The organism is Mycobacterium sp. E3305, from assembly GCF_001666785.1.
Taxonomy (GTDB): Bacteria; Actinomycetota; Actinomycetes; order Mycobacteriales; family Mycobacteriaceae; genus Mycobacterium.
This window is the reverse complement of the sequence record NZ_LZJA01000222.1, coordinates 1-26,012: the sequence shown is the minus strand read 5'-3', so window position 1 is coordinate 26,012 and position 26,012 is coordinate 1. Positions and strand designations below refer to the sequence as shown.

The 26,012-nt window shown below is 69.4% G+C and carries 23 protein-coding genes and 1 other RNA gene; 9 read left to right on the top strand and 15 right to left on the bottom strand.

Features of this window, described 5'->3' with window-relative positions:
• Positions 1–46: 46 nt before the first annotated feature.
• Entirely contained in the window at positions 47–799 is a 753-nt protein-coding gene (locus A5701_RS20525; protein ID WP_067758001.1) for a DUF4191 domain-containing protein, read from the top strand.
• A gap of 15 nt (positions 800–814) precedes the next feature.
• Here A5701_RS20525 and A5701_RS20520 read toward each other — a convergent pair whose 3' ends face one another.
• Positions 815–1,237: an RDD family protein gene (locus A5701_RS20520; RefSeq protein ID WP_067757998.1), complete on the bottom strand. Its 423-nt coding sequence runs from the start codon at positions 1,235–1,237 to the stop codon at positions 815–817.
• A 245-nt stretch (positions 1,238–1,482) separates the two neighbouring features.
• Here A5701_RS20520 and glnA point away from each other — a divergent pair, with 245 nt between their 5' ends.
• Positions 1,483–2,919: a type I glutamate--ammonia ligase gene (gene glnA / locus A5701_RS20515; protein WP_067277809.1), complete on the top strand. Its 1,437-nt coding sequence runs from the start codon at positions 1,483–1,485 to the stop codon at positions 2,917–2,919.
• A 499-nt stretch (positions 2,920–3,418) separates the two neighbouring features.
• On the opposite strand, the gene A5701_RS20510 is transcribed toward glnA, so the two are convergent.
• From A5701_RS20510 to A5701_RS20475, 8 genes are all read right to left on the bottom strand, one after another.
• On the bottom strand, positions 3,419–3,952 hold the full coding sequence (locus A5701_RS20510) for a GNAT family N-acetyltransferase (protein WP_067758028.1): 534 nt from the start codon (positions 3,950–3,952) through the stop codon (positions 3,419–3,421).
• A gap of 154 nt (positions 3,953–4,106) precedes the next feature.
• The gene (locus A5701_RS20505) at positions 4,107–4,967 is read right to left on the bottom strand and encodes a TIGR03619 family F420-dependent LLM class oxidoreductase (RefSeq protein ID WP_067757995.1); all 861 of its coding nucleotides are present in this window, start codon (positions 4,965–4,967) and stop codon (positions 4,107–4,109) included.
• Positions 4,964–5,611: a PaaI family thioesterase gene (locus A5701_RS20500; RefSeq protein ID WP_082950079.1), complete on the bottom strand. Its 648-nt coding sequence runs from the start codon at positions 5,609–5,611 to the stop codon at positions 4,964–4,966. The genes A5701_RS20505 and A5701_RS20500 overlap by 4 nt, the downstream gene beginning before the upstream one ends.
• Complete coding sequence (locus A5701_RS20495; RefSeq protein ID WP_067757993.1) at positions 5,608–8,604, bottom strand: bifunctional [glutamine synthetase] adenylyltransferase/[glutamine synthetase]-adenylyl-L-tyrosine phosphorylase; 2,997 nt, start codon at positions 8,602–8,604, stop codon at positions 5,608–5,610. The genes A5701_RS20500 and A5701_RS20495 overlap by 4 nt, the downstream gene beginning before the upstream one ends.
• 63 nt (positions 8,605–8,667) lie before the next feature.
• Positions 8,668–10,005: a glutamine synthetase family protein gene (locus tag A5701_RS20490; RefSeq protein WP_067757990.1), complete on the bottom strand. Its 1,338-nt coding sequence runs from the start codon at positions 10,003–10,005 to the stop codon at positions 8,668–8,670.
• Between the two features lie 91 nt (positions 10,006–10,096).
• Positions 10,097–11,659, bottom strand: a complete 1,563-nt coding sequence (locus A5701_RS20485; protein ID WP_156670186.1) for an alpha/beta hydrolase — start codon at positions 11,657–11,659, stop codon at positions 10,097–10,099.
• 106 nt (positions 11,660–11,765) lie between these two features.
• Positions 11,766–13,322, bottom strand: coding sequence for an alpha/beta hydrolase (locus A5701_RS20480; RefSeq protein ID WP_067757984.1), 1,557 nt, complete (start codon positions 13,320–13,322; stop codon positions 11,766–11,768).
• 57 nt (positions 13,323–13,379) lie between these two features.
• Positions 13,380–14,711 (bottom strand): wax ester/triacylglycerol synthase family O-acyltransferase, encoded by a 1,332-nt coding sequence (locus A5701_RS20475; protein WP_369807436.1) that lies wholly within the window; start codon positions 14,709–14,711, stop codon positions 13,380–13,382.
• 192 nt (positions 14,712–14,903) lie between these two features.
• Between A5701_RS20475 and panB the strand changes: the two genes are divergently transcribed.
• From panB to A5701_RS20460, 3 genes are all read left to right on the top strand, one after another.
• Positions 14,904–15,749 carry a 3-methyl-2-oxobutanoate hydroxymethyltransferase gene (panB, locus tag A5701_RS20470; RefSeq protein ID WP_067758023.1) on the top strand — a complete coding sequence of 282 codons (846 nt, stop codon included), beginning with the start codon at positions 14,904–14,906 and terminating at the stop codon, positions 15,747–15,749.
• A gap of 130 nt (positions 15,750–15,879) precedes the next feature.
• Positions 15,880–17,061 (top strand): 1,4-beta-xylanase, encoded by a 1,182-nt coding sequence (locus A5701_RS20465; RefSeq protein ID WP_067757974.1) that lies wholly within the window; start codon positions 15,880–15,882, stop codon positions 17,059–17,061.
• A gap of 150 nt (positions 17,062–17,211) precedes the next feature.
• Positions 17,212–18,741: a CYTH and CHAD domain-containing protein gene (locus tag A5701_RS20460; RefSeq protein ID WP_067757971.1), complete on the top strand. Its 1,530-nt coding sequence runs from the start codon at positions 17,212–17,214 to the stop codon at positions 18,739–18,741.
• Between the two features lie 6 nt (positions 18,742–18,747).
• On the opposite strand, the gene rnpB is transcribed toward A5701_RS20460, so the two are convergent.
• Positions 18,748–19,148: RNase P RNA component class A (rnpB, locus tag A5701_RS20455), an RNA gene on the bottom strand.
• Positions 19,149–19,250: 102 nt separating this feature from the next.
• On the opposite strand from rnpB, the gene A5701_RS20450 reads away from it, so the two are divergent.
• The 4 genes from A5701_RS20450 to A5701_RS20435 are packed head-to-tail and all read left to right on the top strand — an operon-like array spanning position 19,251 to position 22,923.
• On the top strand, positions 19,251–19,961 hold the full coding sequence (locus A5701_RS20450; RefSeq protein WP_067757969.1) for a 2OG-Fe(II) oxygenase: 711 nt from the start codon (positions 19,251–19,253) through the stop codon (positions 19,959–19,961).
• Positions 19,962–20,006: 45 nt separating this feature from the next.
• Positions 20,007–21,176, top strand: a complete 1,170-nt coding sequence (locus tag A5701_RS20445; RefSeq protein ID WP_067757966.1) for a cytochrome P450 — start codon at positions 20,007–20,009, stop codon at positions 21,174–21,176.
• Entirely contained in the window at positions 21,173–21,367 is a 195-nt protein-coding gene (locus A5701_RS20440; RefSeq protein WP_067757963.1) for a ferredoxin, read from the top strand. The genes A5701_RS20445 and A5701_RS20440 overlap by 4 nt, the downstream gene beginning before the upstream one ends.
• A 44-nt stretch (positions 21,368–21,411) precedes the next feature.
• A complete protein-coding gene (locus tag A5701_RS20435; protein WP_067758020.1) occupies positions 21,412–22,923 on the top strand; it encodes a molybdopterin-dependent oxidoreductase in 1,512 nt (503 codons plus the stop codon).
• Between the two features lie 3 nt (positions 22,924–22,926).
• On the opposite strand, the gene A5701_RS20430 is transcribed toward A5701_RS20435, so the two are convergent.
• The 5 genes from A5701_RS20430 to A5701_RS20410 all read right to left on the bottom strand — a co-directional run.
• A complete protein-coding gene (locus tag A5701_RS20430) occupies positions 22,927–23,127 on the bottom strand; it encodes a hypothetical protein (protein ID WP_067757960.1) in 201 nt (66 codons plus the stop codon).
• Positions 23,128–23,148: 21 nt separating this feature from the next.
• Complete coding sequence (locus A5701_RS20425) at positions 23,149–23,730, bottom strand: TetR-like C-terminal domain-containing protein (RefSeq protein ID WP_067757957.1); 582 nt, start codon at positions 23,728–23,730, stop codon at positions 23,149–23,151.
• A 19-nt stretch (positions 23,731–23,749) separates the two neighbouring features.
• Positions 23,750–24,862 (bottom strand): bifunctional RNase H/acid phosphatase, encoded by a 1,113-nt coding sequence (locus A5701_RS20420; protein WP_067757954.1) that lies wholly within the window; start codon positions 24,860–24,862, stop codon positions 23,750–23,752.
• On the bottom strand, positions 24,859–25,596 hold the full coding sequence (locus A5701_RS20415; protein WP_067757951.1) for a zinc ribbon domain-containing protein: 738 nt from the start codon (positions 25,594–25,596) through the stop codon (positions 24,859–24,861). The genes A5701_RS20420 and A5701_RS20415 overlap by 4 nt, the downstream gene beginning before the upstream one ends.
• Positions 25,596–26,012: Nif3-like dinuclear metal center hexameric protein (locus A5701_RS20410; protein ID WP_197505023.1), on the bottom strand; the 417-nt coding region annotated here is incomplete at its 5' end. The genes A5701_RS20415 and A5701_RS20410, both read right to left, overlap by 1 nt.

Genomic DNA, 26,012 nt, shown 5'->3' with positions numbered 1-26,012 from the left:
CTGCCGCGCCGCCGTGGCGGCCCGCGCCGATACGTATCCTTTGACTATGGCTAAACCCCGCACCGCCGCTGAGAACAAGGCCGCCCGGGCACAGGCGCAGGCCGCGCGCAAGGCCGCCGCGAAGGAGCGCCGCGCCCAGCTGTGGCAGGCGTTCAACCTGCAGCGCCGCGAGGACAAGCGACTGCTGCCGTACATGATCGGCGCCTTCGTCGTCATCGTGGGCATCTCGGTGGCGGTCGGTGTGTGGGCCGGCGGGTTGACGATGATCACCCTGATCCCACTCGGCGTGGTGCTGGGCGCGCTGGCCGCGTTCATCGTCTTCGGCCGTCGCGCGCAGAAGAGCGTCTACAGCAAGGCCGAGGGCCAAACCGGCGCGGCCGCATGGGCTTTGGACAACCTGCGCGGCAAGTGGCGGGTGACGCCCGGGGTGGCCGCGACCGGTCACCTCGACGCGGTGCACCGGGTGATCGGCCGTCCCGGCGTCATCCTGGTCGGCGAGGGATCCTCGGCCCGGGTCCGCCCGCTGCTGGCCCAGGAGAAGAAACGCACCGCGCGCCTGATCGGCGATGTGCCGATCTACGACCTGGTCGTCGGCAACGGCGAAGACGAGGTTCCGCTGGCCAAATTGGAGCGCCACCTCAACCGCCTGCCGGCCAACATCACCGCCAAACAGATGGACACGCTGGAGTCCCGGTTGGCCGCCCTGGGCACGCGGGCCGGCGCCGCCGTCCTGCCGAAGGGCCCGCTCCCGAACGCCGGCAAGATGCGTGGTGTGCAGCGCACCGTGCGGCGTAAGTAGCCAGATCGGAGCCAATCAGCGCCGGACGACCGCCGTCGCGGTCAGCCGGTCCTGCATACCGCGGCCGTCCCAATCGGTGAACAACGCCGGGACGACCATCCCGACGAGCCCGCCCCGCACCACCGCCCGGACGACGCCGACCGCCCCGCGCCCGTCGACCGTCACCACCCGTAGACCCAGCACCAACTGACCGGGCGTGAAGCCGAACAGCCGCACCGAAACCACGCCGAGCACGAACCAGATGCCCAGCACCGCCGTCGACAGCATGTGTTCGGAGAACAAGCCGAAGCGCATGGCCAGCGCGGCCAGGCCGTACGAGATCAGCCAGTCGATCATCAGCGCGCCCAGCCGGCGGCCCATCGGGGCCAGCGAACCGGGTCCGGTCTGCGGCAGGCCCAGCCGCTCGCCGGGATAGGTGGACGGCGAGTCCGGCGTCATCGTCTGGAGCCGGGCTTCGACTCGGCGACGAGCGCGTCCCGCGACCCCGACCGAACGCTGCGCCGGGGCACCGGAAGAGTTACGATCCAGCGGTCCATGGCCCCACAATAGAACCCGCCGGTGACGGCGCCTCTTTTGTGAACAACATGGGTCGCGTAACGTGCGCGCAACACGGGGTTGACTGGCGGGCAACATCTGCTCCATAGCGTCAGGCCGCGGATCTCACCAAGTAAAGGAGCATTTCTGTGACGGAAACGACGCCCGACGACGTTTTCAAACTCGTAAAGGACGAGGACGTCGAGTTTGTCGACGTTCGGTTCTGTGACTTGCCAGGCATCATGCAGCACTTCACGATTCCGGTTTCGTTCTTCGACGAGAGCGTCTTCGAGGACGGCCTGGCCTTCGACGGCTCCTCGATTCGCGGATTCCAGTCCATCCACGAATCCGACATGCTGCTCCTGCCCGACCCCGCGACGGCGCAGATCGACCTGTTCACCGAACACAAGACGCTGAACCTGAACTTCTTCGTGCACGACCCGTTCACGCTCGAGCCCTACTCGCGTGACCCGCGCAACATCGCGCGCAAGGCCGAGAACTACCTGATCAGCACCGGCGTCGCGGACACCGCCTACTTCGGCGCCGAGGCAGAGTTCTACATCTTCGACTCGGTCAGCTTCGACTCACGCACCAACGGCTCCTTCTACGAGGTCGACGCGATCTCGGGCTGGTGGAACACCGGCGAGCCCACCGAGAACGACGGCACCCCCAACCGCGGCTACAAGGTCCGCCCCAAGGGTGGGTACTTCCCGGTCGCCCCCGTCGACCACTACGTCGACCTGCGCGCCCAGATGCTGTCGAACCTGATCAAGGCCGGCTTCAGCCTGGAGAAGGGCCACCACGAGGTGGGCAGCGGCGGGCAGGCCGAGATCAACTACAAGTTCAACACTTTGCTGCACGCCGCCGACGACATGCAGCTGTACAAGTACATCGTCAAGAACACCGCCTGGCAGAACGGCAAGACCGTCACGTTCATGCCCAAGCCGCTGTTCGGTGACAACGGCTCCGGCATGCACACGCACCAGTCGCTGTGGAAGGACGGCAGCCCGCTGATGTACGACGAGACCGGTTACGCCGGCCTGTCGGACACCGCGCGGCACTACATCGGCGGTCTGCTGCACCACGCCCCGTCACTGCTGGCCTTCACCAACCCGACCGTCAACTCCTACAAGCGACTGGTCCCGGGTTATGAGGCGCCGATCAACCTGGTCTACAGCCAGCGCAACCGCTCGGCGTGCGTGCGTATCCCGATCACCGGCAGCAACCCGAAGGCCAAGCGCCTCGAGTTCCGTTGCCCCGACTCGTCGGGCAACCCGTACCTGGCGTTCTCGGCGATGCTGATGGCCGGGCTGGACGGCATCAAGAACAAGATCGAGCCGCAGGCCCCGGTGGACAAGGACCTCTACGAGCTTCCGCCGGAAGAGGCCGCCAACATCCCGCAGGCGCCCACCCAGCTGTCCGCGGTGATCGACCGTCTGGAAGAGGACCACGAATACCTCACCGAGGGCGGCGTTTTCACGCCCGACCTGATCGAGACGTGGATCAGCTTCAAGCGCGAGAACGAGATCCTGCCGGTGCAGATCCGCCCGCACCCCTACGAGTTCGCGCTCTACTACGACGTTTAATCCGCAACCGAAACCACCCGCGTCGGCGACCGCCGCGCGGGTGGTTTCGGTTGTGCGGCTCCCGGGTTAGCGGCCGCCGCGGCGCCCCGGTCCATCGCCGGCGCCCGGACCGTCACCGGCGCCGGGTCCGAATCGCCCTGAGCCGGGCCCCAGGCTGGGACCCGGACCGGCGCTCGGACCCGGCCCGGGGCCGGGGTGGGCCGCCCGACACCAAAAGCCAGCCGCCGCAACGGAAGCGGCTGAGGCCGCAAACCGTGCTCGTCGAAGCCGAAAGTTCAGATTTAAAGCCTTGCGGCCGCAACGTGTGGGGGGCTAGCTTCAAGCGCATGACAATCAGCACCGCACAGACAATGGTCGGAAGCCGCATGGGCGGCGGAGCCGGCGGAGGCCGCTTCGGTGGCGGAGCGGGCGGAGGCTTCGTGGGCGGCGGTGCCGGCGGGGGCTTCGTGGGCGGCGGAGCCGGCGGAGGCTTCGTCGGCGGCGGAGCCGGCGGGGGCCGCTAACCGATCACGATCGACCCGGGGGGCTCGTCGGGTTCGGCGCCGCCACCCAGGTCGAGTTGCATCCACGCGACGTCGTGCCAGCGGCCGTGTTTCCATTCGACGCGGCGATAGAGGCCGGCGTCGCGGAACCCGAACGACCGGTGAAATGCGTTGCTGCCCTCGTTCGGCTGGGTGATGCCGGCAAATGCCTGCCGGTACCCCCGCTCGCCGAGCCGGCGCAGTAGCTCCGCATAGAGTTGGCGGCCCGCACCCGTGCGGTGCCGATCGCGGTCGACGTAGATTCCGGTCTCGACCGACCACCGGAAGCTGGGCAGTCGCCAGAACACATGGCCGTAGGCGAAACCCACGACGCCACCGTCCCGCTCGAGCACCAGCCATTCATGGGCGTCGGCGATGCGGGCGGCCATCTCCCCGACGCTGGGGACCTCGATTTCCCAACTGATGGCCGTGTCCTCGACATACGGCCGGTAGACGCCGAGGCACGCCTCCGCGTCCCGCGCGGACGCCGGACGCACGAGGCCGGTCGGCATGCGGATCATTCTTTCAGGCCGGCGAGGGATTACAAACCGCCCGCCCGAGCTCGCGAGACATAAACCATGGCGCACGTTCACGGCGTGTCTTCGCCGTAGGTTATGTGTCGTGGCGAAGAGGTGGCGAAGAGGCGAAAAGGCCGGGAGGCGAGAACTAGCCGTCGAGCGCGAGGTCCTTGCGGAAGCGCCGCATGCCGTCGATCTTGTCCTCCAACGACGCATCCGGCCCGGCGTAGAACATCCACGGCATGGTGATGATGCCGGTGATGCCGGCGTCGGCGGCCCGCCGGTAGTCGGCGGTCGTGAAGGCGTCGGTCAGCGGCGTCAGGACGGTGAAATCGTCCATCGACAAACCCTTTTCGGCCCGCAGCTCCCGCAGCTTGCCCACCGCCTCGATGGCGCGTTCGGTCTTGATCAGATCGCCGATCCAGCCGTCGTTGCGGGCGGCGCGACGCAGCGCGATGTCACTGAGGCCGCCGACGTACACCGGTATCGGCGGCGGCGTCGGCTCCATTTCCAGCCGCGGTGCGGAAAAGAACGCGCCCTCGAATTCGGTCCAGCCGGGCTGCCACAGCGCCCGCATCAACTCGATGATCTCGTCGGTCCGCTTCCCGCGCGCCTCGAACGGCTCGCCCATCAACGCGAACTCCTCGCGGCACCAGCCGACGCCGATACCGAGTTCCACCCGGCCCGACGCCAGAACCGCCGCGGTGCCAATGGCTTTGGCCGCCGAATACGGGTTGCGCATCGCGGGAATGTAGACGGTGTTGACGAAGCGCAGCCGGGTGGTGACCTGAGCCAGCGCGCCGACGAGGACCCAGGGATCCGGCCAGTCGGTGAACGGCTGCCAGCGGCGCTCCCCGTCCTTGGTGTAGGGATACGGGGTGTCCAGGGTCTCCAGGTTGACGACGTGGTCGGGGATTCCAATCCCGTCGTAGCCGAGTTCGTCGGCGGCCTTGGCGAGTTCGATGATCTCCCGGGTGTTCAGGAAGGCGCTGCTGATGTAGAACTTCATTCGGCTTCCCGCGCCCACGCCGGCTCGATGAACACGCCCTCGGCCTCGACGGTGACCCCGGCGGCGTCCGAAATCGTGCCGCGCGCAAACACTTTGCGGCCCTCCTTGCCTTCCACCCAGGCGTCGCAACGAAGCGGGCCCAACGGCGTGCCGCGCAGGTACTTCACGGTGATGGTGCCGGTGAAACGCGCCTTGGACAGCCCCTCGCTGGCCGCCTCGCCGAGCAGGTGGTCGAGCACCAGGGCGCTGACGCCGCCGTGCACCAGCTTGGGCGGGCCCTCGTAGGCCGCGCCGAGGACGAACTCGCTCCAGCAACGGCCGCCGCCGTCGTGGTGGATGATCAGGGGCGGGGCGATCGGATTGCCCAGGCCGATCGCGGCGTTTCCCAGCGTCAGCGGGCGGCTGCCGTCGACGCGGTAGCTCACCCCGGTCGGCCGGGTTTGTTGCCGCAACGACTTGGTGACGGCCTCGATGGTGGAGCGCGCGTCGGCGACGACGTCGTCGTCGGCGGCGGTGTGGATGGTGGCGTCGATGAGCTCCCGGACCGCGTCGGCCAGCGGCGCATACCTGGCCGTCACCCGTTGCGCCTCCGCCGCGCTGAGTACCTCGAATGTGGCGTCCAGCGCGCCGGTCTCCTGACTCAACTCCCAAACACCTTCCGTACCACGGCTTTTGCCCGCCTCGTCACCCGCAGATAGTTGTCCAGGAACTCCCCGCCGTCGTCTGTCGGCCAGCCCGCGGCCACCGCGACCGCATTGAGCTGGCGCCCCGGCCCCGGCAACTGGTCGGTGGGCTTGCCGCGGACCAACACCAGCGCGTTGCGCGCCCGGGTTGCCGTCAGCCACGCCTGCCGGAGCAGGTCGACCTCCTCGGCGGGCACCAGCTCGGCCGCCGCGATCGCGTCGAGGCATTGCAGCGTCGAGGTGTTGTGCAGCGCGGGAATCTCGTGCGCGTGCCGCAACTGCATCAGCTGCACGGTCCATTCGACGTCGGCCAGTCCGCCGCGGCCCAGCTTGGTGTGCGTGTTCGGGTCCGCGCCGCGCGGCAACCGCTCGGCGTCCACCCGGGCCTTGATGCGGCGGATCTCCCGCACCGCCTCGGCGGACACCCCGTCGGCCGGGTAACGCGTCTTGTCGGCGATCAACAAGAACCGCTGGCCCAGGTCCGCGTCGCCGGCGACCGCGTGCGCCCGCAGCAGGGCCTGGATTTCCCACGGCTGCGCCCACTGCGCGTAGTAGGCGGCATAGGAACCCAGCGTGCGCACCAGCGGACCCTGGCGGCCCTCGGGCCGCAGGTTGGCGTCCACCTCGAGCGGCGGGTCGACGCTGGGCGTGCCCAGCAACGTGCGCACCTGCTCGGCGACCGTCGTCGACCACCGGATCGCCACCGAGTCCTCGACACCGGCCGCCGCCTCGCACACGAACATCACGTCGGCGTCGGACCCGTAGCCCAGCTCGGCGCCGCCCAGCCGGCCCATGCCGATCACCGCTATCGCCGCCGGCGCCCTTCCTTTTTCGGAGCCGTCCTTGGGAAGGTTGGCACGAATGATGGCGTCCAACGCGGCCTGCAGCACGGCGACCCACACCGAGGTGACCCCTCGGCACACCTCGGTGACCTCGAGGAAACCGAGCAGGTCGGCCGACCCGATGCGGGCCAGTTCGCGCCGGCGCAGCGTGCGGGCGGCGGCGATCGCGCGCACCGCGTCGGGGTGCCGGCCGGCCGAGGCGATCAGCGCCCGGGCCACCACGGCGGGGTCCGTCTCGAGCAGTTTGGGCCCGGCCGGTCCGTCGCTGTAATCCTGAATCACCCTGGGCGCGCGCATCAATAGGTCCGGCACGTAGGCGGACGTGCCCAGCACGTGCATGAGCCGCTTGGCCACCGCGGGCTTGTCGCGCAGCGTGGACAGGTACCAGGTCTCCGCGGCCAGCGCCTCGGACAGGCGCCGGTAGGCCAACAGCCCGCCATCGGGGTCGGGGGCGTACGACATCCAGTTCAGCAGCCTGGGCAACAGCACCGACTGCACCCGGCCCCGCCGGCCGCTCTGATTGACCAGCGCCGACATGTGTTTCAGCGCGGTCTGCGGGCCCTCGTAGCCGAGCGCGGCGAGCTGCCGTTCGGCGGCCTCCGAGGTCATGCCGTGACCGATCTCCAGCCCGGCCGGGCCGATCGATTCCAGCAGCGGCTGGTAGAAGAGCTTGGCGTGCAGCTGCGACACGCGCAGGTTCTGGTGGCGCAGCTCCTCGCGCAGCACGCCCGCCGCGTCGTGCCGGCCGTCGGGCCGGATGTGCGCGGCCCGCGCCAGCCAGCGCACCGCCTCCTCGTCGTCGGCATCGGGCAGCAGGTGGGTGCGCTTGAGCCGCTGCAGCTGCAGCCGGTGCTCGAGGAGCCGCAGGAACTCGTAGGAAGCGGTCAGGTTCGCCGCGTCCTCGCGCCCGACGTAGCCGCCCTGGCCCAGCGCGGCCAGCGCGTCCACGGTGGACGCCACGTGCAGCGACTCGTCACTGCGGCCGTGCACCAGCTGCAGCAGCTGCACCGCGAACTCCACGTCGCGCAGGCCGCCGCTGCCCAGTTTGATCTCGCGGCCGCGCACGTCGGCGGGCACCAGCTGCTCGACCCGGCGGCGCATCGCCTGCACCTCGACCACGAAATCCTCACGCTCGCAGGCCACCCACACCATCGGCATCAGCGCGCTCAGGTAACGCTCGGCGAGCTCCCGATCACCCACGGCCGCGCGGGCTTTCAGCAACGCCTGGAACTCCCAGGTCTTCGCCCAGCGCTGGTAGTAGGCGATGTGCGATTCGACCGTGCGGACCAGCTCCCCGCTGCGGCCCTCGGGCCGGAGCCCGGCGTCCACCTGGAAGAAGGCCGACGAGGCCACCCGCATCATCTCGCTGGCCAGCCGGGTGGTCACCGCGTCGGCGCGCTCGCCGACGAAGATGACGTCGACGTCGCTGACGTAGTTCAGTTCGCGAGCACCGCATTTGCCCATCGCGATGACCGCCAGCCGTGGCGACGTCCGGTCGCCGCACACCGTCGCCTCGGCCAGCCGCAGCGCGGCGGCCAGGGCGGCGTCCGCCAGGTCCGACAGCTGGGCGCCCACCACGGCGAACGGCAGCACCGGTTCGTCCTCGACCGTCGCGGCCAGATCGAGCGCGGCCAGGAGCAGCAGGTGGTCGCGGTACAGGGTTTGCAGCCGCGGCACTGCCGACGCGGAGTCGCCCGACGCCTCGTCGACGCACGCGGTGAACGACGCACACAGCTCCTCGTGCGAGGGCAGTTTCGCCTTGCCGCGCAACAGTTTCCACGACTGCGGGTGCACGGCCAGGTGATCGCCCAGCGTTAGCGAAGAGCCGAGTACCGCGAACAGCCGCCCGCGCAGCGGGCGCTCGGTGAGCAACGCGGCGTTGAGCTCGTCCCAGCCGGTCTCGGGGTTCTCCGCCAGCCGAATCAGGGCCCGCAATGCGGCGTCGGGGTCTGGTGCGCGCGACAGCGACCACAGCAGGTCGACGTGGGCCTGGTCGTCGTGGTCATACCAACCCAGCTGCGTCAGGCGATCGCCCGCTGGAGGATCGACCAGGCCGAGCCGCCCCACGCTGGGCAGCCGGGGGCGCTGCGTCGCGGGTTTGGTCACGACCACGACGGTATCGCAACCCGCCTGCCGCAACGGTGAAAGGCGGGCGACCCGACGAGGCCGGCGCCGTTACAGCGACAGGTAGGTACTCAGCTCGTAGGGCGTGACGTGGCTGCGGTAGTTGGCCCACTCCCTGCGCTTGTTGCGCAGGAAGAAGTCAAAGACGTGCTCCCCCAACGTTTCCGCCACGAGTTCGGAGGCCTCCATGGCTTTCAGGGCGCTGTCGAGGCTGGTGGGCAGCTCGCGGTAGCCCATCGCGATCCGCTCCTCGGGTGTCAGGTCCCACACGTTGTCCTCGGCCTGCGGGCCCAGCACGTAGCCCTTCTCCACCCCGCGCAGGCCGGCCGCCAGCAGCACGGCGAAGGTCAGGTAGGGGTTGCAGGCCGAGTCGGGACTGCGCACCTCGACGCGGCGCGACGACGTCTTGTGCGGGGTGTACATCGGCACCCGCACCAGTGCGGACCGGTTGGCCGCGCCCCACGACGCCGCGGTGGGCGCCTCGCCCCCGTGCACCAGTCGCTTGTAGGAGTTCACCCACTGGTTCGTCACGGCGCTGATCTCCGAGGCGTGTTCCAGAATCCCGGCGATGAACGACTTGCCCACATCGGACAGCTGCAGCGGGTCGTCGGGGCTGTGGAAGGCGTTGACGTCGCCCTCGAACAGGCTCATGTGGGTGTGCATGGCCGAGCCGGGGTGCTCGGCGAACGGCTTGGGCATGAACGACGCCCGCGCGCCGTTCTCGATGGCGACCTCCTTGATGACGTAGCGGAACGTCATCACGTTGTCGGCCATGGACAGTGCGTCGGCGAACCGCAGGTCGATCTCCTGCTGGCCGGGCGCACCCTCGTGGTGGCTGAATTCCACCGAGATCCCCATGAACTCCAGCGCCTCGATCGCGTGGCGGCGGAAGTTCGACGCCGAGTCGTGCACGGCCTGGTCGAAGTAGCCGGCCGTGTCGACGGGCACGGGCCGCGACCCGTCGTCGGGGCCGGGCTTCAGCAGGAAGAACTCGATCTCGGGGTGGACGTAGCAGGAAAAGCCCAGGTCATTGGCTTTCTGCAGCTGCCGGCGCAGCACGTGCCGCGGGTCGGCCCAGGAGGGCGAGCCGTCGGGCATGGTGATGTCGCAGAACATCCTGGCCGAGTGGTGATGGCCGCCGGAAGCCCACGGCAGCACCTGGAAGGTCGAGGGGTCGGGGTTGGCCACGGTGTCGGATTCCGAGACTCGCGAGAAGCCCTCGATCGAGGAGCCGTCGAACCCGATGCCCTCCTCGAAGGCGCCTTCCAGTTCGGCCGGGGCGATGGCCACCGACTTGAGCGTGCCGAGCACATCCGTGAACCAGAGCCGAACAAAGCGGATATCCCGTTCCTCCAGGGTGCGGAGGACGAATTCCTTCTGGCGATCCATAACCGAAACAGTAGGCAACGGCTGTTAATTCTGTGTTACCGACGCGCGATCGGAACAATTGCGAACATTGCAAACATGCTGCTCAGTGCGGTCAGGAATGGCACCGGTAGGCCGGGGGCGGCAGCGTGCCCGCGACGAGGTAGCGCGTGACGGCAGAGTCCACGCACTGGTCGCCGTTGAACACCGCGGTGTGCTGCGTCCCGTCGTAGGTGATCAGCGGCCCGCCCAGCTGGCGCGCCAGGTTGACCCCGGCCTGGTAAGGGGTGGCGGGGTCGTGCGTGGTGGAGACGACGACGACCTTGCCGGGCGCCGCGGGTGAGGCGGCGTGCGGCGTCGACGTGGCCGGCACCGGCCACAGCGCGCACAGGTCGCGGGGCGCGTTCCCGGTGAACTGGCCGTAGCTCAGGAACGGGGCCGCCTGACGGATGCGCTGATCGGCGGACACCCAGCTCGCCGAGTCCTTCGGCGTGGGCGCGTCGACGCACCGGATCGCATTGAAAGCATCCTGATCGTTTGTGTAGTGCCCGCTGCGGTCGCGGCCCTCGTAGTCGTCGGCGAGTAGCAGCAGGTCGCCGGCGTCGGTGCCGCGCTGCAGCCCGAGCAGCCCACTGGTCAGGTACTTCCAGTGCGCCGGGGTGTAAAGCGCGTTGATGGTGCCGGTGGTCGCGTCGGCGTAGCTCAGGCCGCGAGGGTCCGAGGTGCGGCCCGGCTTGGCCACCAGCGGGTCGACCAGCGCGTGGTAGCGGTTGATGAATTGGGCCGGGTCGGTGCCCAGCGGGCAGCCCGCCGAGCGGGCGCAGTCGGCGGCGTAGTCGTTGAAGGCGGTTTGGAATCCCGCCATCTGCTGGACGTTTTCGTCGACCGGGCCGACCGTGGGGTCGATGGCGCCGTCGAGCACCATCGTCCGAACGTGGGCACCGAAGCGCTCCAGGTACGCGGTGCCCAGCTCGGTGCCGTAGCTGTAGCCGAGGTAGTTGATCTGATCGTCGCCCAGCGCCTGGCGGACCATGTCCATGTCGCGCGCCACCGACGCGGTGCCGACGTTGGCCAGAAACCCGGTCCCCATCCGGGAAACACACTGCTGAGCCACCTGTTGGTAGAGCTGTTCGATGTGCGCCACCCCGGCCGGGCTGTAGTCGACCATGGGCTCGCGCCGGTAGGCGTCGAACTCGGCGTCCGTCCGGCAGCGCAGGGCCGGGGTCGAGTGGCCAACGCCCCGCGGGTCGAAGCCGACCAGGTCGAAGTTGCGCCGGATGGGAGAGCTCTCGAGATCCGACGCCATGCCGGCCACCATGTCGACCGCCGACCCGCCGGGGCCGCCCGGGTTGACCAACAGCGAGCCGATCCGCTGGCCGGTCGCCGGGACGCGGATCACCGCCAGGTTGGCTTGTCCCGCACCGGGATTGTCGTAGTCGACCGGGACGGAGACGGTGGTGCACTGCGCGGTGGGGACATCCTTTGTGTCCGTGGCGAATTGACCGCAACTCCCCCAGGTCTGCGGCGTCGCGGCGGACGGCCTGGGTGCCGGGGTCTGCCCCGCACCCGGTTCGGGGGTGGCGCCCGCCACCGGCTGTCCCACCGCGGATTGCCCGACCAACAGCCCGAATGACAGCAGCGCCGAGCTCAAGGTTCTCAGGCGCGACATGGCTGTCATCGTGTCAGCCTCCGGTACCCGAAGCGGCGCGAAACGGTTACGCCTTGGTCTCGTCTGCGCCGCACCGGCGCGTTGGATTGCGCTCGGACTCAGACCCGTACGCGCACTAGCACTTTGCCCCGCTGGGGGGCGTGGCGCCGCCGACCAGATACGCCGTGACGTAGTTGTCGATGCACCCGTCGCCCTGGAACACGACCGTGTGCTGGGTGCCGTCGTAGGTGAGCAGCGAACTGCGCAGCTGGTTGGCCAGATCGACGCCGGCCTTGTACGGGGTCGCCGGGTCGTGGGTGGTCGACACCACCACGGTCGGCGCCAGGCCGGGCGCGGAGATGGTGTGCGGCTTGCTGGTCGGCGGTACCGGCCAGAACGCACAGGTGCCCAGGGGCGCGTCGCCGGTGAACGTGCCGTAGCTCATGAACGGCGCGATCTCCCGCGAGCGCCGGTCTTCGTCAATCACCTTGGCCCGGTCGGTGATCGGCGGCTGATCGACGCAGTTGATGGCGACCCGGGCGTCGGTGGCGTTGGTGTAATGGCCGTGCGCGTCGCGCCGCATGTACATGTCGGCCAGGGCCAGCAGGGTGTCGCCCCGGTGGTTGACCAGTTCGCTCAGCCCGTCGGTCAGGTGATGCCACAACGTCGGCGAGTACAGCGCCATGATGGTGCCGACGATGGCGTCGCTATAGCTCAGTCCCCGTGGGTCGTTCGTCGGCGCCGGCCTGCCGACCATCGGGTTGTTGGGGTCGACGAGCGGGTCGACCAGGCTGTGGTAGACGTCGACGGCTTTGGCCGGGTCGGTGCCCAGCGGGCAGGTCGGTTGCTTCGCGCACTCGGTGGCGTAGTCGTTGAACGCGTCCTGAAATCCTTTGGCCTGCCGCAGGTCCGCCTCGATCGGGTCGGCGTTGGGGTCGACGGCCCCGTCGAGGATCATCGCCCGCACCTTGTCCGGGTACGCCTCGGCGTAGGCCGAGCCGATCCGCGTGCCATAGGAGTAGCCGAGGTAGGTCAGCTTGTCGTCGCCGAGGGCCGCGCGGATCGCGTCCAGATCACGCGCGACGTTGACGGTGCCGATGTTGGCCAGAAAGTTCTTGCCCATCTTGTCGACGCAGCGGCTGACGAATTCTTTGGTCTCGTCCTCGATGTGGGCCACGCCCGCCGGGCTGTAGTCGACGTTGGGCTCGGTGCGCAGCCGGTCGTTGTCGGCGTCGGAGTTGCACCAGACCGCCGGCCGCGACGACCCGACCCCGCGCGGGTCGAAGCCCACCAGGTCGAACCGTTCGCGGACCCGCTTGGGCAGCGACTGCACGACGCCCAGCGCGGCCTCGATGCCGGATTCGCCGGGACCGCCGGGGTTGATCACCAACGAGCCTACCTTGTCCCCGGTGGCGGGGAAGCGAATCATCGCCAGCGTCGCCACGTCACCGTCGAGGTGGTTGTAGTCGACGGGCACGGCCAGCTTGCCGCACAGCGCGCCGGGCGGAATCTTGGCCTTCGGGTTCGCCGAACGGCACGGTGTCCACTCCACCGCCTGCCCCAGCTTCGGCTCGGCCAGCACGGCGCGCCCACCGACGACGCGCACGCAACCCGCGAGGAGGAGCGCTACGGCCGCGACCGTTGTCCAAACCAGCAGCGTGCGCGCGACCTTGACGCGGCGAGACAGACCCATGCCAACATATGCTGCCAGAGGAAACCTGAGATCCTCATGAGCGGCACCACCGTCCGGCTACCGGGTGACCGCCAGCAGCTCTTCCATCGCCACCGCAAACTCGTCGGCCATCTCCCACAAGTCCGGCAACAGATCCGGGCACGAGAGCAACCCGATGTCCAACTTGCCCTGCAGGGACATGGCGGTGATGTTGAGTCCGGACCCGTGGAAGATCGGCCCCAGCGGATACATCGCCTTGACCTCGCAGCCCAGCATGTACAGCGGGACCTGCGGGCCAGGCACGTTGGACACCACCAGGTTGTGCACCGGCATGGTGTCGGTGAACCGCGTCCTGGCGTAGAGCCGCATCGCGATGCCGAAAACGGCGGGCGCCGCGAATTGCGTCCAATCCTGCAACAGCGAGGCGCCGATGGCGGAACTGTGTTCCTTGGCAACCGAATTCGCATGGGCGATGGCCCTGAGGCGCTCCGCGGGATCCGCGACGTCGGTGTGCAGGCTGGAGAACATCGCCGACACCTGGTTGCGGCCGGGCCGGTCGGATTTGCCGTGCACCGAGACCGGCACCGACGCCACCAGGGGCGAGTCCGGCAAAGCGTCTCGGTCGGCCAGGAATTGGCGCAGCACGCCGGAAACCAGCGCCATCACCACGTCGTTGACTTTCACGCCGAAATGGTTCTTCACCGCCTTGACGTCGCCGAGATTCAATTCGGCGTAGGCGATGTTCCGGCGGTCCGTGATCCGGGCGTTGAACACGGTCGCCGGCGCGGCGAACGGCCGCGCCATGGCTTGGCCCTCCAGCGCCCGCCGCAGCGTCGCGACCACCGAGGAGACGGTGTCGGGCACCACATTGGCCAGCTGCAGCGGCCGGGCGGCGAACCGGACGAGCCCGCCCGCAGCGATCTGCCATCCGCTGGCGCCGCCGACCCCGCCGGCCGGGTCCGGAGGCGGCGCGTCGGCTTCGGTGCTGCACAGCTGCGACATCAGGTTGGCGCCGGTCACCCCGTCGACGCCGGCATGGTGCACCTTGGTCATCACCGCCAGCCGCCCGTCACGATGGCAGTCGGTGCCCGCCACGCCTTCGATGACCCACATCTCCCACAGCGGGCGGCGCCGGTCCAACGGCGACTCGGCGATGTGACCGCAGATCTCCGCGAGCTCGGCCCGGCCGCCGGGCGCCGGCAATGCGATGCGGTGCAGATGCCGGTCAAGGAGGAAGTTCTCGTCGTCGACCCAGACCGGATGGTCGAGATTCAGCGGGCTGTTGGCCAGCTTCTCGCGGAACTCCGGGATGGCCTTGATGCGGAGCGAGAGCGCGTCGCGCAGCCGGTCGAAGGTGTACCCGCCGGGCATGGTCGAGGTGTCCAGCTCCATGATCGAGCACACGTGCATGGGCTGCGACGAGGTCTCCAGGTAGAGGAAGCTGGCGTCGAGTCCGCTGAGCCGCTGCATGCCCGCATGGTATGTCTCACATCACACGGACGGTGCGACGGCGCAGCGGAGATGGCAGAATGGCACCGTCAGACGAACCCGGGGACCCGATCAGGGCCACGAGGGTCGACCCGACCAGCACTAGGGACAATGATGTCTGAGCAGAACGTTTATGGTGCAAGCACGCCCGAGCACTCGCAGCCGCTCACCAAGATCCGCACCCACCACCTGCAGAAGATGAAGGCCGAAGGGCACAAGTGGGCCATGCTCACGGCCTACGACTATTCGACCGCACGGATCTTCGACGAGGCCGGCATTCCGGTCCTGCTGGTGGGCGACTCGGCCGCCAACGTCGTCTACGGGTACGACACCACCGTGCCCGTCTCCATCGACGAGATGATCCCGTTGGTGCGCGGCGTGGTGCGCGGCGCCCGGCACGCCCTGGTCGTCGCGGACCTGCCGTTCGGCAGCTACGAGGCGGGACCGGCGGCGGCCTTGGCCTCCGCCACCCGCTTCATGAAGGAGGGCGGCGCGCACGCCGTCAAGCTCGAGGGCGGCGAGCGGGTGGCCGAGCAGATCGCCTGCCTCACCGCGGCGGGCATCCCCGTGATGGCCCACATCGGGTTCACGCCGCAAAGCGTGAACAGCCTGGGTGGCTTCAGGGTGCAGGGCCGCGGCGACGGAGCGGAACAGACCGTCGCCGACGCGATCGCGGTCGCCGAAGCCGGTGCGTTCTCCGTCGTGATGGAGATGGTGCCCGCCGAACTCGCCACCCAGATCACCGGCAAGCTGACCATCCCGACCATCGGCATCGGGGCGGGCCCGAACTGCGACGGCCAGGTACTGGTCTGGCAGGACATGGCCGGCGTCAGCAGCGGCAAGGCGGCCCGCTTCGTCAAGCGGTTCGCCGACATCGGTGGGGAATTGCGACGGGCCGCAATGCAATATGCGCAAGAGGTGGCCGAGGGCGCTTTTCCCGCCGACGAGCACTGCTTCTGACAAATTCCGGGGCCGCTGGCCACCAAAACCGAAACTCGTTGTGTGGCAGGCGGGTACGATTGCTCTTGGGTAAGGTCTCGACTCCGAGAGCAAGGGTGAGCACATCGACCGGGGGACTCGCGGTGACTTCGTGCACCGCCGCACGGTGCTGAAGATACCGCTGCTACTGGCAGGAGGCGCCGCACTGGCCAAAGCACCACGCGCGGCGGCGCAGCCCGCGCCCGGCACCTCTCCGCAGGCGGCCCGCTGGTCCGCCGAGCGCGCCAACCGCTGGTATCAGGCGCAGGGCTGGCCGGTCGGCGCGAACTACATCACGTCGAACGCGATCAACCAGCTGGAGATGTTTCAGCCGGACACGTTCGACGCCCGACGCATCGACACCGAGCTGGGCTGGGCCCGCGCCAACGGGCTCAACTCGGTGCGCGTCTTCCTGCACGACCAGCTGTGGACGCAGGACCGTCGGGGATTCCAGGCCCGCGTCGCCCAGTTCGTCGACATCGCGGCGCGCCACGACATCAAGCCGCTGTTCGTCTTGTTCGACTCCTGCTGGGATCCCCGCCCCGAAGCCGGTCCGCAGCGCGCGCCGACGCCCGGCGTACACAACTCCGGCTGGGTACAGAGCCCGGGCGCGGAACGCCTCGGTGACCGCGGCTACGTCCAGACCCTGCGCGGCTACGTCACCGGGGTGCTGACGCAGTTCCGCACCGACGACCGCGTTTTGGGCTGGGACCTGTGGAACGAGCCCGACAATCCGTCGAAGTACTACCGCTCGGCCGAGCGGGACGACAAGCTCGACCTCGTCGCCGACCTGCTCCCCCAAGTCTTCGGCTGGGCCCGCTCGGTCGATCCGTCCCAGCCGCTCACCAGCGGAGTCTGGGATGGCGAGTGGGCCGACGCGGGGCGCCGCAGCGTGATCAGCGGCATCCAGCTGGATAACTCCGACGTCATCACCTTCCACTCCTACGCCGAGCCGGGAGAGTTCGAGAGCCGCATCGCCGAGCTCACACCCCAAGGGCGCCCGATCCTGTGCACCGAATACATGGCCCGGTCGTTGGGCAGCACCGTCGAGGGCATCCTGCCCGTCGCCAAGCGTTACAACGTCGGCGCGTTCAACTGGGGACTGGTCGCCGGGAAAACCCAGACCGTATTCCCCTGGGACTCATGGGAGCACCCCTACCCCACCGTGCCGGCCGAGTGGTTCCACGACCTGCTGGCGCCCGACGGACGGCCCTTCCGCGATCCCGAGGTTCAGGCGATTCGCGAGCTGGGCGGCCTGGCGATGCACCTGCGCGAAGATCCGTCGCCCGGCTGATCTACCGACCCCGATTCTCGACGGCCGGCCCACGGCGCGCGGCGGCGATCGCCGCCATTCGCGTAACCGCGGTATGGCAGGCTATGGGAGCCCATCACCAAAGTCCCCGACGTTCAAGGCCGCGGCGACGCGCCCTCAACGGAGCCGAAAATGCCTGCAAAAGCGCCACAGACCTCCCGTCATTTAGAGGTCGAGCGCAAGTTCGATGTCGGCGAGTCCGCCGTGTCACCCTCGTTCGAAGGCATTGCCGCGGTGGCGCACGTCGACAAGTCGCCGACCCAGACGCTGGACGCGACGTACTTCGACACGCCCAACCAGGACCTCGCCCGCAACAAGGTCACCCTGCGCCGCCGCACCGGTGGCACCGACGCGGGATGGCACCTGAAGCTGCCCACCGGTCCCGAGGCGCGCACCGAGGTCCGGATGCCGCTGGACGCGTCCGGGGCCGACGCGGTGCCGGAGGAGCTGGTCGACGTCGTGCTGGCGATCGTCCGCGACCGCCCCCTCGTGCCGGTCGCGCGCATCACCACCCGGCGCGAAAGCCAGGTGTTGTACGCCGCCGACGGCGCGCCGTTGGCCGAGTTCAGCAACGACCACGTCACCGCGTGGTCGGCCCGTACCTCCGAGGACGCCGACCTGGAACCCACCCAGCAGGAGTGGCGCGAATGGGAACTCGAGCTCGTCGAGTCCGGCGGGACACCGGACACCGAGCTGCTCGACCGGCTGGGTAACCGGCTGCTGGACGCCGGCGCCGCACCCGCCGGCCACGCCTCCAAGCTGGCCCGGGTGCTCGGCACGACACCGCAACCCGACGCCGACCCCGCCGAGCACCCGCTGCAGCGCGCGGTGGCCGCGCAGATCCGAGAACTGCTGGTGTGGGACCGCGCCGTGCGGGCCGACGCCTTCGATTCCATCCACCAGATGCGGGTCACCACCCGCAAGCTGCGCAGCCTGCTGCGCGACTACCAGGAGTCGTTCGGATTGCCCGACGACGGCTGGGTCCTCGACGAACTGCGCGAACTGGCCGGCATCCTCGGCGTCGCCCGCGACGCCGAGGTGCTCGCGGAGCGTTACGAGCGCGAATTAGACGGACTGACAGCCGATCTGGTGCGCGGACCGGTGCACGAGCGCCTGGTCGGCGGCGCCCAGCGCCGCTACCAGACCGGGCTGCGCCGGTCGCTGATGGCCATGCGGTCGCAGCGCTACTTCCGCCTGCTCGACGCCCTCGATGAGATCGCGGCCCAACCGCCCGGCAGCGCTACGGGCGAGGAGCACGCCCCGGTCACCATCGACTCCGCCTACAAGAAGGTGCGCAAGGCCGCCAAGGCCGCAGCCCAGGTCGACGAAGACCACCCCGACCATCCGCACGAGCGCGACGAGGCGATCCACCGGATCCGCAAGCGGGCCAAGCGCCTTCGCTACACCGCCGCGGCCACCGGTGAGGACAAGGTGTCCGAACAAGCGAAGGCGGTCCAGTCACTGCTCGGCGACCACCAGGACAGCGTGGTCAGCCGGGAGCACCTGCGGCATGAATCCGAAGCCGCGCACGCCGCCGGCGAGGACACCTTCACCTACGGCCTGCTGTACCAACAGGAGGCCGACCTGGCCGAGCGGTGCGAGCAACAGCTCGACGACGCGTTGCGCAAGCTCGCCAAGGCGGTGCGCAAGGCACAGCGCTGAGCGGGGCGGACGAGTTGGCCTGTAAGCCGGATTCTGTTCCGCGCGCCACCGGAGACCGGGGACGCGCAGCGGCGACCATCCATCTGGACACACCGTTGCCGGGTGCCTCGAGCGGCCTACCCGCAGGCTCGGGCGAGCAACCCTCGAACGCCTGCGCGGCCGCGCCTCACGGCGCGGCCTTCTTGGCCTTGCTTCGGGTGGGGTTTGCCTAGCCACCCCGGTCACCCGGGATGCTGGTGCGCTCTTACCGCACCGTTTCACCCTTACCACCGCGAGGGTGGCGGTCTGTTTTCTGTGGCACTGTCCCGCGAGTCACCTCGGATTGCCGTTAGCAATCACCCTGCTCTGTGAAGTCCGGACTTTCCTCGAACCGCCCTGCGGCGGTCCGCGGCCGCCCGGCCAACTCGTCCGCGACGATCCACGGTACTACCCGCGCGATCCCGGGGCCAGCAACCATCGCGCGCCGGCCCTATCGTGGACCACGCAGGCAGGCACAGGGAAGGACGCCGATGTCCCGGTGGAAGAAGCGCGTCGACGCCGGCGAATGGGACGCCATCGCCGCCACGCTCGACGAGTACGGCGGGGCGCTGCTGCCGCGGTTGATCACCGACGGCGAGGCGGCCCGGCTCCGCAAGCTCTACGACGACGACGGCCTGTTCCGCTCGACCATCGACATGGCGCCCAGGCGGTACGGCGCCGGGCAGTATCGCTACTTCCACGCCCCCTATCCCGACCCGATCGAAGAACTCAAGCAGGCGCTGTACCCGCGCCTGTTGCCGATAGCCCGCGACTGGTGGGGCAAGCTGCGCCGCGATGCGCCCTGGCCGGACCGCCTCGACGATTGGCTGGCCAGCTGCCACGCGGCAGGCCAGACCAGGTCTACCGCGCTGATGCTCAGGTACGGCCCCGGTGACTGGAATGCCCTGCACCGAGACCTCTACGGCGACTTGGTCTTTCCACTGCAGGTGGTGATCAACCTCAGCCATCCCGACACCGATTACACCGGCGGCGAATTCCTGCTCGTGGAACAGCGGGCGCGTGCGCAATCCCGCGGCACGGCAACCCAATTGCCGCAGGGGCACGGGTTCGTTTTCACCACGCGTGAGCCGCCGGTGCCGTCGAGCCGCGGCTGGTCCGCGGCGCCGGTGCGCCACGGTGTCTCGGTCGTGCGGTCCGGCGAGCGCTTCGCCATGGGGCTGATCTTCCACGACGCGGCCTGAGGGAAGACCATTGCCCAACCGGGGTGTTGGTGCCAGTCTGACCAGATGACAGATACCGAAGGGTTCGTCGACCAGACGGTGACGGGTCTCGCGGAACCGCAGCCGATGTACAAGGCGTTGCGCGAATCGAGTCCGGTGTTCCGGTCGCCGCAGGCGGTCGTTCTGAGCCGGTTGGCCGACATCGAGATGGCGCTCAAACACACGGAACTGTTCTCGTCGAACATGGACGCGGTCGATCTGGGCAATGTCCGGCCCCTGATCCCGCTGCAGATCGACCCGCCCGAGCATGCGAAGTACCGCCGCATCCTCGACCCGCTCTTCACGCCGCGGGAGATGGCCCGCCGCGAACCCCGCGTCACCGAACTGGTGAACGAGATGATCGACCGCTTCGCCGACCGGGGCGAATGCGACTTTCACGCCGAGTTCGCGGTGCCCCTGCCCTGCACCGTTTTCCTGCAGTTGCTCGGGTTGCCGCTGGAAGACCTCGACAAGTTCCTGGAATGGAAGGACGGGGTGATCCGCCCGGAGGGGGACTCCGGCTTCGACCGCCGCCACGAGAGCTCCGCCGCGGTCGCCCAACAAATCTACGACTACTTCGACCGCGCCATCGACGACCACATCGCCAGCCCCCGCGACGACGTGCTGTCGGCGATGATCGCGGCCGACATCGCCGGCCAGCCGCTGTCGCGCGAGGAACTCCTGGACATCTGCTTCTTGTTCCTGATCGCCGGCCTGGACACCGTCACCGACTCGCTCGACTGCTTCTTCGTCTACCTGGCCCGCCATCCCGAGCACCGTCGCCAGCTGGTCGAGCAGCCCGACGTGCTGCCCAGCGCCGTCGAGGAGTTGTTGCGCTGGGAGACACCGGTGCCGGGCGTCGCCCGGGTCGCCGTTCAGGACGTCGAGGTGGGCGGGTGTCCAATCAGCAAGGGCGAGCGGGTCAGCCCGCTGCTGGGGGCGGCCAACACCGACCCCGCCGAGTTCGCCGACCCGGAGCTGGTGGACTTCACCCGCAACCCGAACCGGCACCGCGCGTTCGGCGGTGGTCCGCACCGGTGTCTCGGCTCCCACCTGGCCCGCATGGAGCTGCGGGTCGCGCTGCGCGAATTCCATCGCCGCATACCGGATTACGAGATCAGGCCCGGCACCCAGTTGACCTACACCGCCGCGCTGCGCTCGGTGGAGGCGCTGCCGCTGGTATTTCCGACGTCATGACCCGCGTCTCGGTGGACGCCGACCGCTGCACCGGGCACGGCCGCTGCTACACGCTGGCGCCCGACGTCTTCGACGCCGACGAGGTGGGCCACTCCGTCGTGCTCGTCGGCGACGTCTCCGGTGAACTCGAGGCCCAGGCCGTCACCGCGGAGCAAAACTGCCCCGAAGGCGCCATCTCCCTGACCCGTTGAGACCCAAAGTGAATCCGGTGGCGACCGCGCCGTCCAACGATCGGATGATCGCGGGGGTCGCCGCCGCATCGGTCGCGCTCGGGGTGGCCCAACTGGTGGGCATCCCGTTCGGTGCGCGGGCCGACGCGCGGGCCGCGATCGGCACGGCCGTCGTCGACCTGACACCCGGCCCGGTCAAGGAGTGGGCGATTCAGACGCTGGGCTCGTCGGACAAACTCTTCCTCGCCGCGGCCGTGCTGGTGGTGATCGCCGCGATCGCCGCCATCGCCGGGACGTTCGAGACTCCGCGCCGCCCGGTCGGGAGCGCCGTGATCGCCGCGGCGGGCGCGCTCGGCTGCGTCGCGGTGCTGTCGCGGCCGGGCGCGACGGCGCTCGACACCATCCCGACCCTCGCCGGCGCCGCCTGCGGCGTCGCCGCCCTGCGCCTGCTCACCCGCCGCCTACGCCCGGTCCCCGAAGACACCGGCGACCACGACGAGCCGGATGCCGGCAGGCGCCGGTTGGTCGTGCTCGGGGTACTCGGATTCGGCGTGGTGAGTGGCGTTGCGGGCGCTGTCATCACGCGGTTGGCGCATTCGGTCGCCGCCGACCGCATCAGCTTCGCGCTGCCCAAACCGCGTACCCCGGCGCCCCCGATACCCCCGGATGTGCAGCCGAAAGGCGTTGCGCTGCCGAGCTTTGTCACCCCCAGCGCCGACTTCTACCGGGTGGACACCGCGCTCAGCGTCCCCCAACTCAGTCACTCCGACTGGCGGCTGCGCATCCACGGCATGGTGAACCGGGACGCCACCTACGGCTTCGCCGACCTCGCCGGCTTTGAGGTGGTCGAAAAGGTGGCCACGCTCACCTGCGTGTCCAATCCCGTTGGCGGCAACCTCATTTCGACCGGGGTCTGGACGGGCTATCGCGTGGCCGATCTGTTGGCCGCGGCCGGTGTGCGTCCGGAAGCCGACATGGTGCTCTCGACGTCGATCGACGGGTTCACCGCGGGAACGCCGGTGGACGCGCTCACCGATGGCCGCGACGCGCTGCTGGCGGTCGCCCTCAACGGTGAGCCCCTGCCCATCGAGCATGGCTATCCGGCCCGGCTGGTCGTGCCCGGGCTCTACGGGTACGTGTCGGCCACCAAGTGGGTCGTCGACATGGAGCTGACCCGCTTCGACAAGGCGGAGGCGTACTGGACGCGGCAGGGCTGGGCGGCGCGCGCGCCCGTCAAGACCGAGTCGCGGATCGACGTGCCGAAAAGCGGCCAGCGGGTGCCGGTGGGTCCCGTCGTTTTCGGCGGCGTGGCGTGGGCGCAGAATCGCGGCGTGCGGTCCGTGGAAGTCCGCGTCGACGACGGCGCCTGGCAGGCCGCCGAACAGGGCGCCAGCTACTCCAACGAGACGTGGCGGCTGTGGAGCTTCCCCTGGCAGGCGAAAGACCCTGGGCGGCACACCATCACGGTGCGCGCCACCGACAACACCGGGGCCACCCAGACCTCGGACAGGGCCGCCAGCGTCCCCGACGGCGCCACCGGCTGGCACACGGTGGACTTCACCGTCACCGGGGCCTGACACCTACTTCGACGACAGCTTCCGCCAGCTGAGCACCGCGATCACGATGCCGATCACCGCCGTGATGGGACCGATGACGGACCAGGTCGTGGTGTTGCTCATCGGGCTGCCGCCAAGCACCCCGAATCCCTGCAGCGCCCAGATCAAACCGAACAACGCGACGATCACACCCAAGGCCAATGTCGCGACCGCTGTCCTTCTCATAGGCGGATGGTACGACCCGGCTCAGCGGCGGGCCAGGGCGTGCCACGCCATGTCGACGATGGCCGCGCAATAGCCGTCGTCGACGGGAACGTCGGAGTACAGGGCGCGAATGTTGAGCGGCGCCAGCACGATCTGAACGGCGGCCAGGGTGTCGACGCCCTCGCGCAGCTCGCCCCGCTCCCTGGCCCGGTCCACGATTGCGCGCACGGCGGCGAAATGCACCATCCAAAATCTCACCCGGGTAGCTTCGTCGTGCCCGCCGCGGGTGTCCATCACCAGCGCACGCAGTATTGTGCGGCCGACCTCGGTGTTGATCCGGTTCGTCACGTTGCGGGCCAGGGCCTCCAGGTCGCCGCGCAGCGACCCGGTGTCGGTCCCCGCGCTCTCGCTCTCCAGGTCGGAGAGCACCGCATCCACGATGAGTTGGCGCCGATCCTCCCAGTACCGGTACACCATGGCCGCGTCGATGCGGTGCCGCTCGGCCAGCGCCTCGATGCTGAACCGCTCGAGACCCCAGCGCGCCAGCTCGTCGAGCACCGCCGGCATCACCCGTGCCCGGACATCCGCGGGGACGGATTCACGGATCGGCTCGGACGGCTGCATCGACGTCTCCTTACCCCGGCTAGAGGTACCCGGTTTGGTTCACCAGGCGCACGGACGAGGCCCCGTCAGGATAGAACTCGGCGATGCTCAGCGACGCCAGATCGAGGTGCAGGCGATAGAGGATGCCCGGCCCGGCCTCCAGCGCCAACCGCAGCAGCATCTTGATCGGCGTCACGTGCGACACCACCAGCACCGTCGTGCCGGGGTGCGCGGCGATGATCCGTTCGCGGGCCCGCACCACCCGGTCGAGCACGTCGTCGAAGCTCTCACCCCCCGGCGGGGTGGTGCCGGTGTCACGCAGCCAGCGGCCGTGCAGCTCCGGGTCGCGCTCGGCGGCCTCGCCGAAGGTCAGCCCCTCCCACGCGCCGAAATCCGTCTCGATCAAGTCGTCGTCGACGGTCACATCCAGGCCGAGCGCCTTGGCCGCCCGGGCCGCGGTGTCGTAGGCCCGCTGCAGGGGCGAGGCGAACACCGCCGAGATCCCGCCGCGCTCGGCCAGATATCGCGCCGCGGCGTCCGCCTGGCGGCGACCCACCTCGGTGAGCGCCGGATTGCCGCGACCCGAATAGCGGCGCTGCGCCGACAGCTCGGTCTGGCCGTGCCGCAGCAACAGCAGCCTGGTCGGCGTGCCGCGCGCGCCCGTCCAGCCTGGCGCCTGCGGGGATTGCGGCACAACGGTTTTCGGGGGCTCGGCCGCGCGCTCCTCGGGTTCTTCCGCCAGGCCGCCGGCGGCCGCCGCGTCCATCGCCTCGTTGGCCAGCCGGTCGGCGTAGGAGTTGCGCTCACGCGGAATCCATGTGTAGCTGACCCGGTCGAACCGCGCCGCCAGCGTTCGGGCCTGGCCGTGCAGTTCGACCAGGTCGGGATGCTTGACCTTCCACCGCCCCGACATCTGCTCCACCAACAGCTTGGAATCCAGGAAGACCGCGGCCTCGGTGGCGCCGAGTTGCAGGGCGTCCTCCAAACCGGCCAGCAGTCCACGGTATTCGGCGACGTTGTTGGTGGCCCGGCCGATGGCCTGCTTGTTCTCCGCCAGCGCCGTCGAGCGGTCCTCGGTCCACACGACGGCCCCGTAGCCGGCCGGTCCCGGATTGCCGCGCGAGCCGCCGTCGGCCTCGATCACCACCTTCATTGGTCGAAGCCCTTGACCCGCAACAGGATCGCGCCGCACTCGGGGCATCGCACCACGTCGTCGTCGGCCGCGGCCGAGATGCGGGACATTTCGCCCCGGTCGATCTCGAGTCGGCAGGCGCCGCATCGGCGTCCCAGCAACGGCCCGGCGCCCGGGCCTCCCCCGGCGCGCTGGCGTTCGTAGAGCGCGGCCAGGGCGGGGTCCAGTTCGGCGGTCAGGGCCTCGCGGCGCGACGAATGCGCCTCCCGAGCCGCACTGATTTCGGTGAGCGCGGCGTCGAGAGCCTGCCGGGCGCCGGCAAGTTCGGTCTCCAGCGCCTCGACCTTGCGCTGCGCGTCGTCCAATTGGGACTGCAGCTCCTCGCGGCGCTCCATCACCTCCAGCAGCGAATCTTCCAGGCTGCCCTGGCGACGCGTCAGCGTCTCGAGCTCGTGCTGCAGGTCCGACAGTTGCTTGGCGTCGGCGGCGCCGGACTGCAGCAGCGACCGGTCGCGGTCTTCGCGCTGGCGGACCGCTTCGATTTCGGACTCGAACCGCGACACCTGAACATCGATGTCCTCCAAGGCGATCCGAATGGCGCTCACCCGGTCGGCGGCGTCGTTGAGTTCGTCCTGCAACCGCTCGCAGGCCTGTTGCTCGGCCAGATGGCCGGCCCGGTGCGTGATGCGGGACAGCTCCGCATCCAGTTTCGACAGCTCGAGCAGCGAACGCTGCTGAGCGACTTCGGCCTTCATCACGCCTCACCCCCGGTCTCGTCGCCGCACTGGCCCATGGTCCAGGGGTCGGTGCGGATGGTGCACACCCGCACCGCCAGCGCCGCACCGAAACGGGACCGCAGCACGTCGGCGGCCTGGTGGCACCACGGAAATTCACTTGCCCAGTGCGCCACGTCCACCAGCGCCACAGCAGAACCCCGGCGATGCTCGTCGGCCGGATGGTGTCGCAGGTCGGCCGTTACGTAGGCCTGCACCCCTGCGGCCGCCGCGGCCGCCAGCAGCGAGTCCCCCGCGCCGCCGCAGACGGCGACCCGGGACACCGGCAGGTCGGGATCGCCCGCCGCGCGGACCCCCCAGGCCGTCCGCGGCAGCGCGGCGTCCACGCGGGACACGAAGTCGCGCAGCGGTTCCGGCCGGGGCAGGGCGCCGATCCG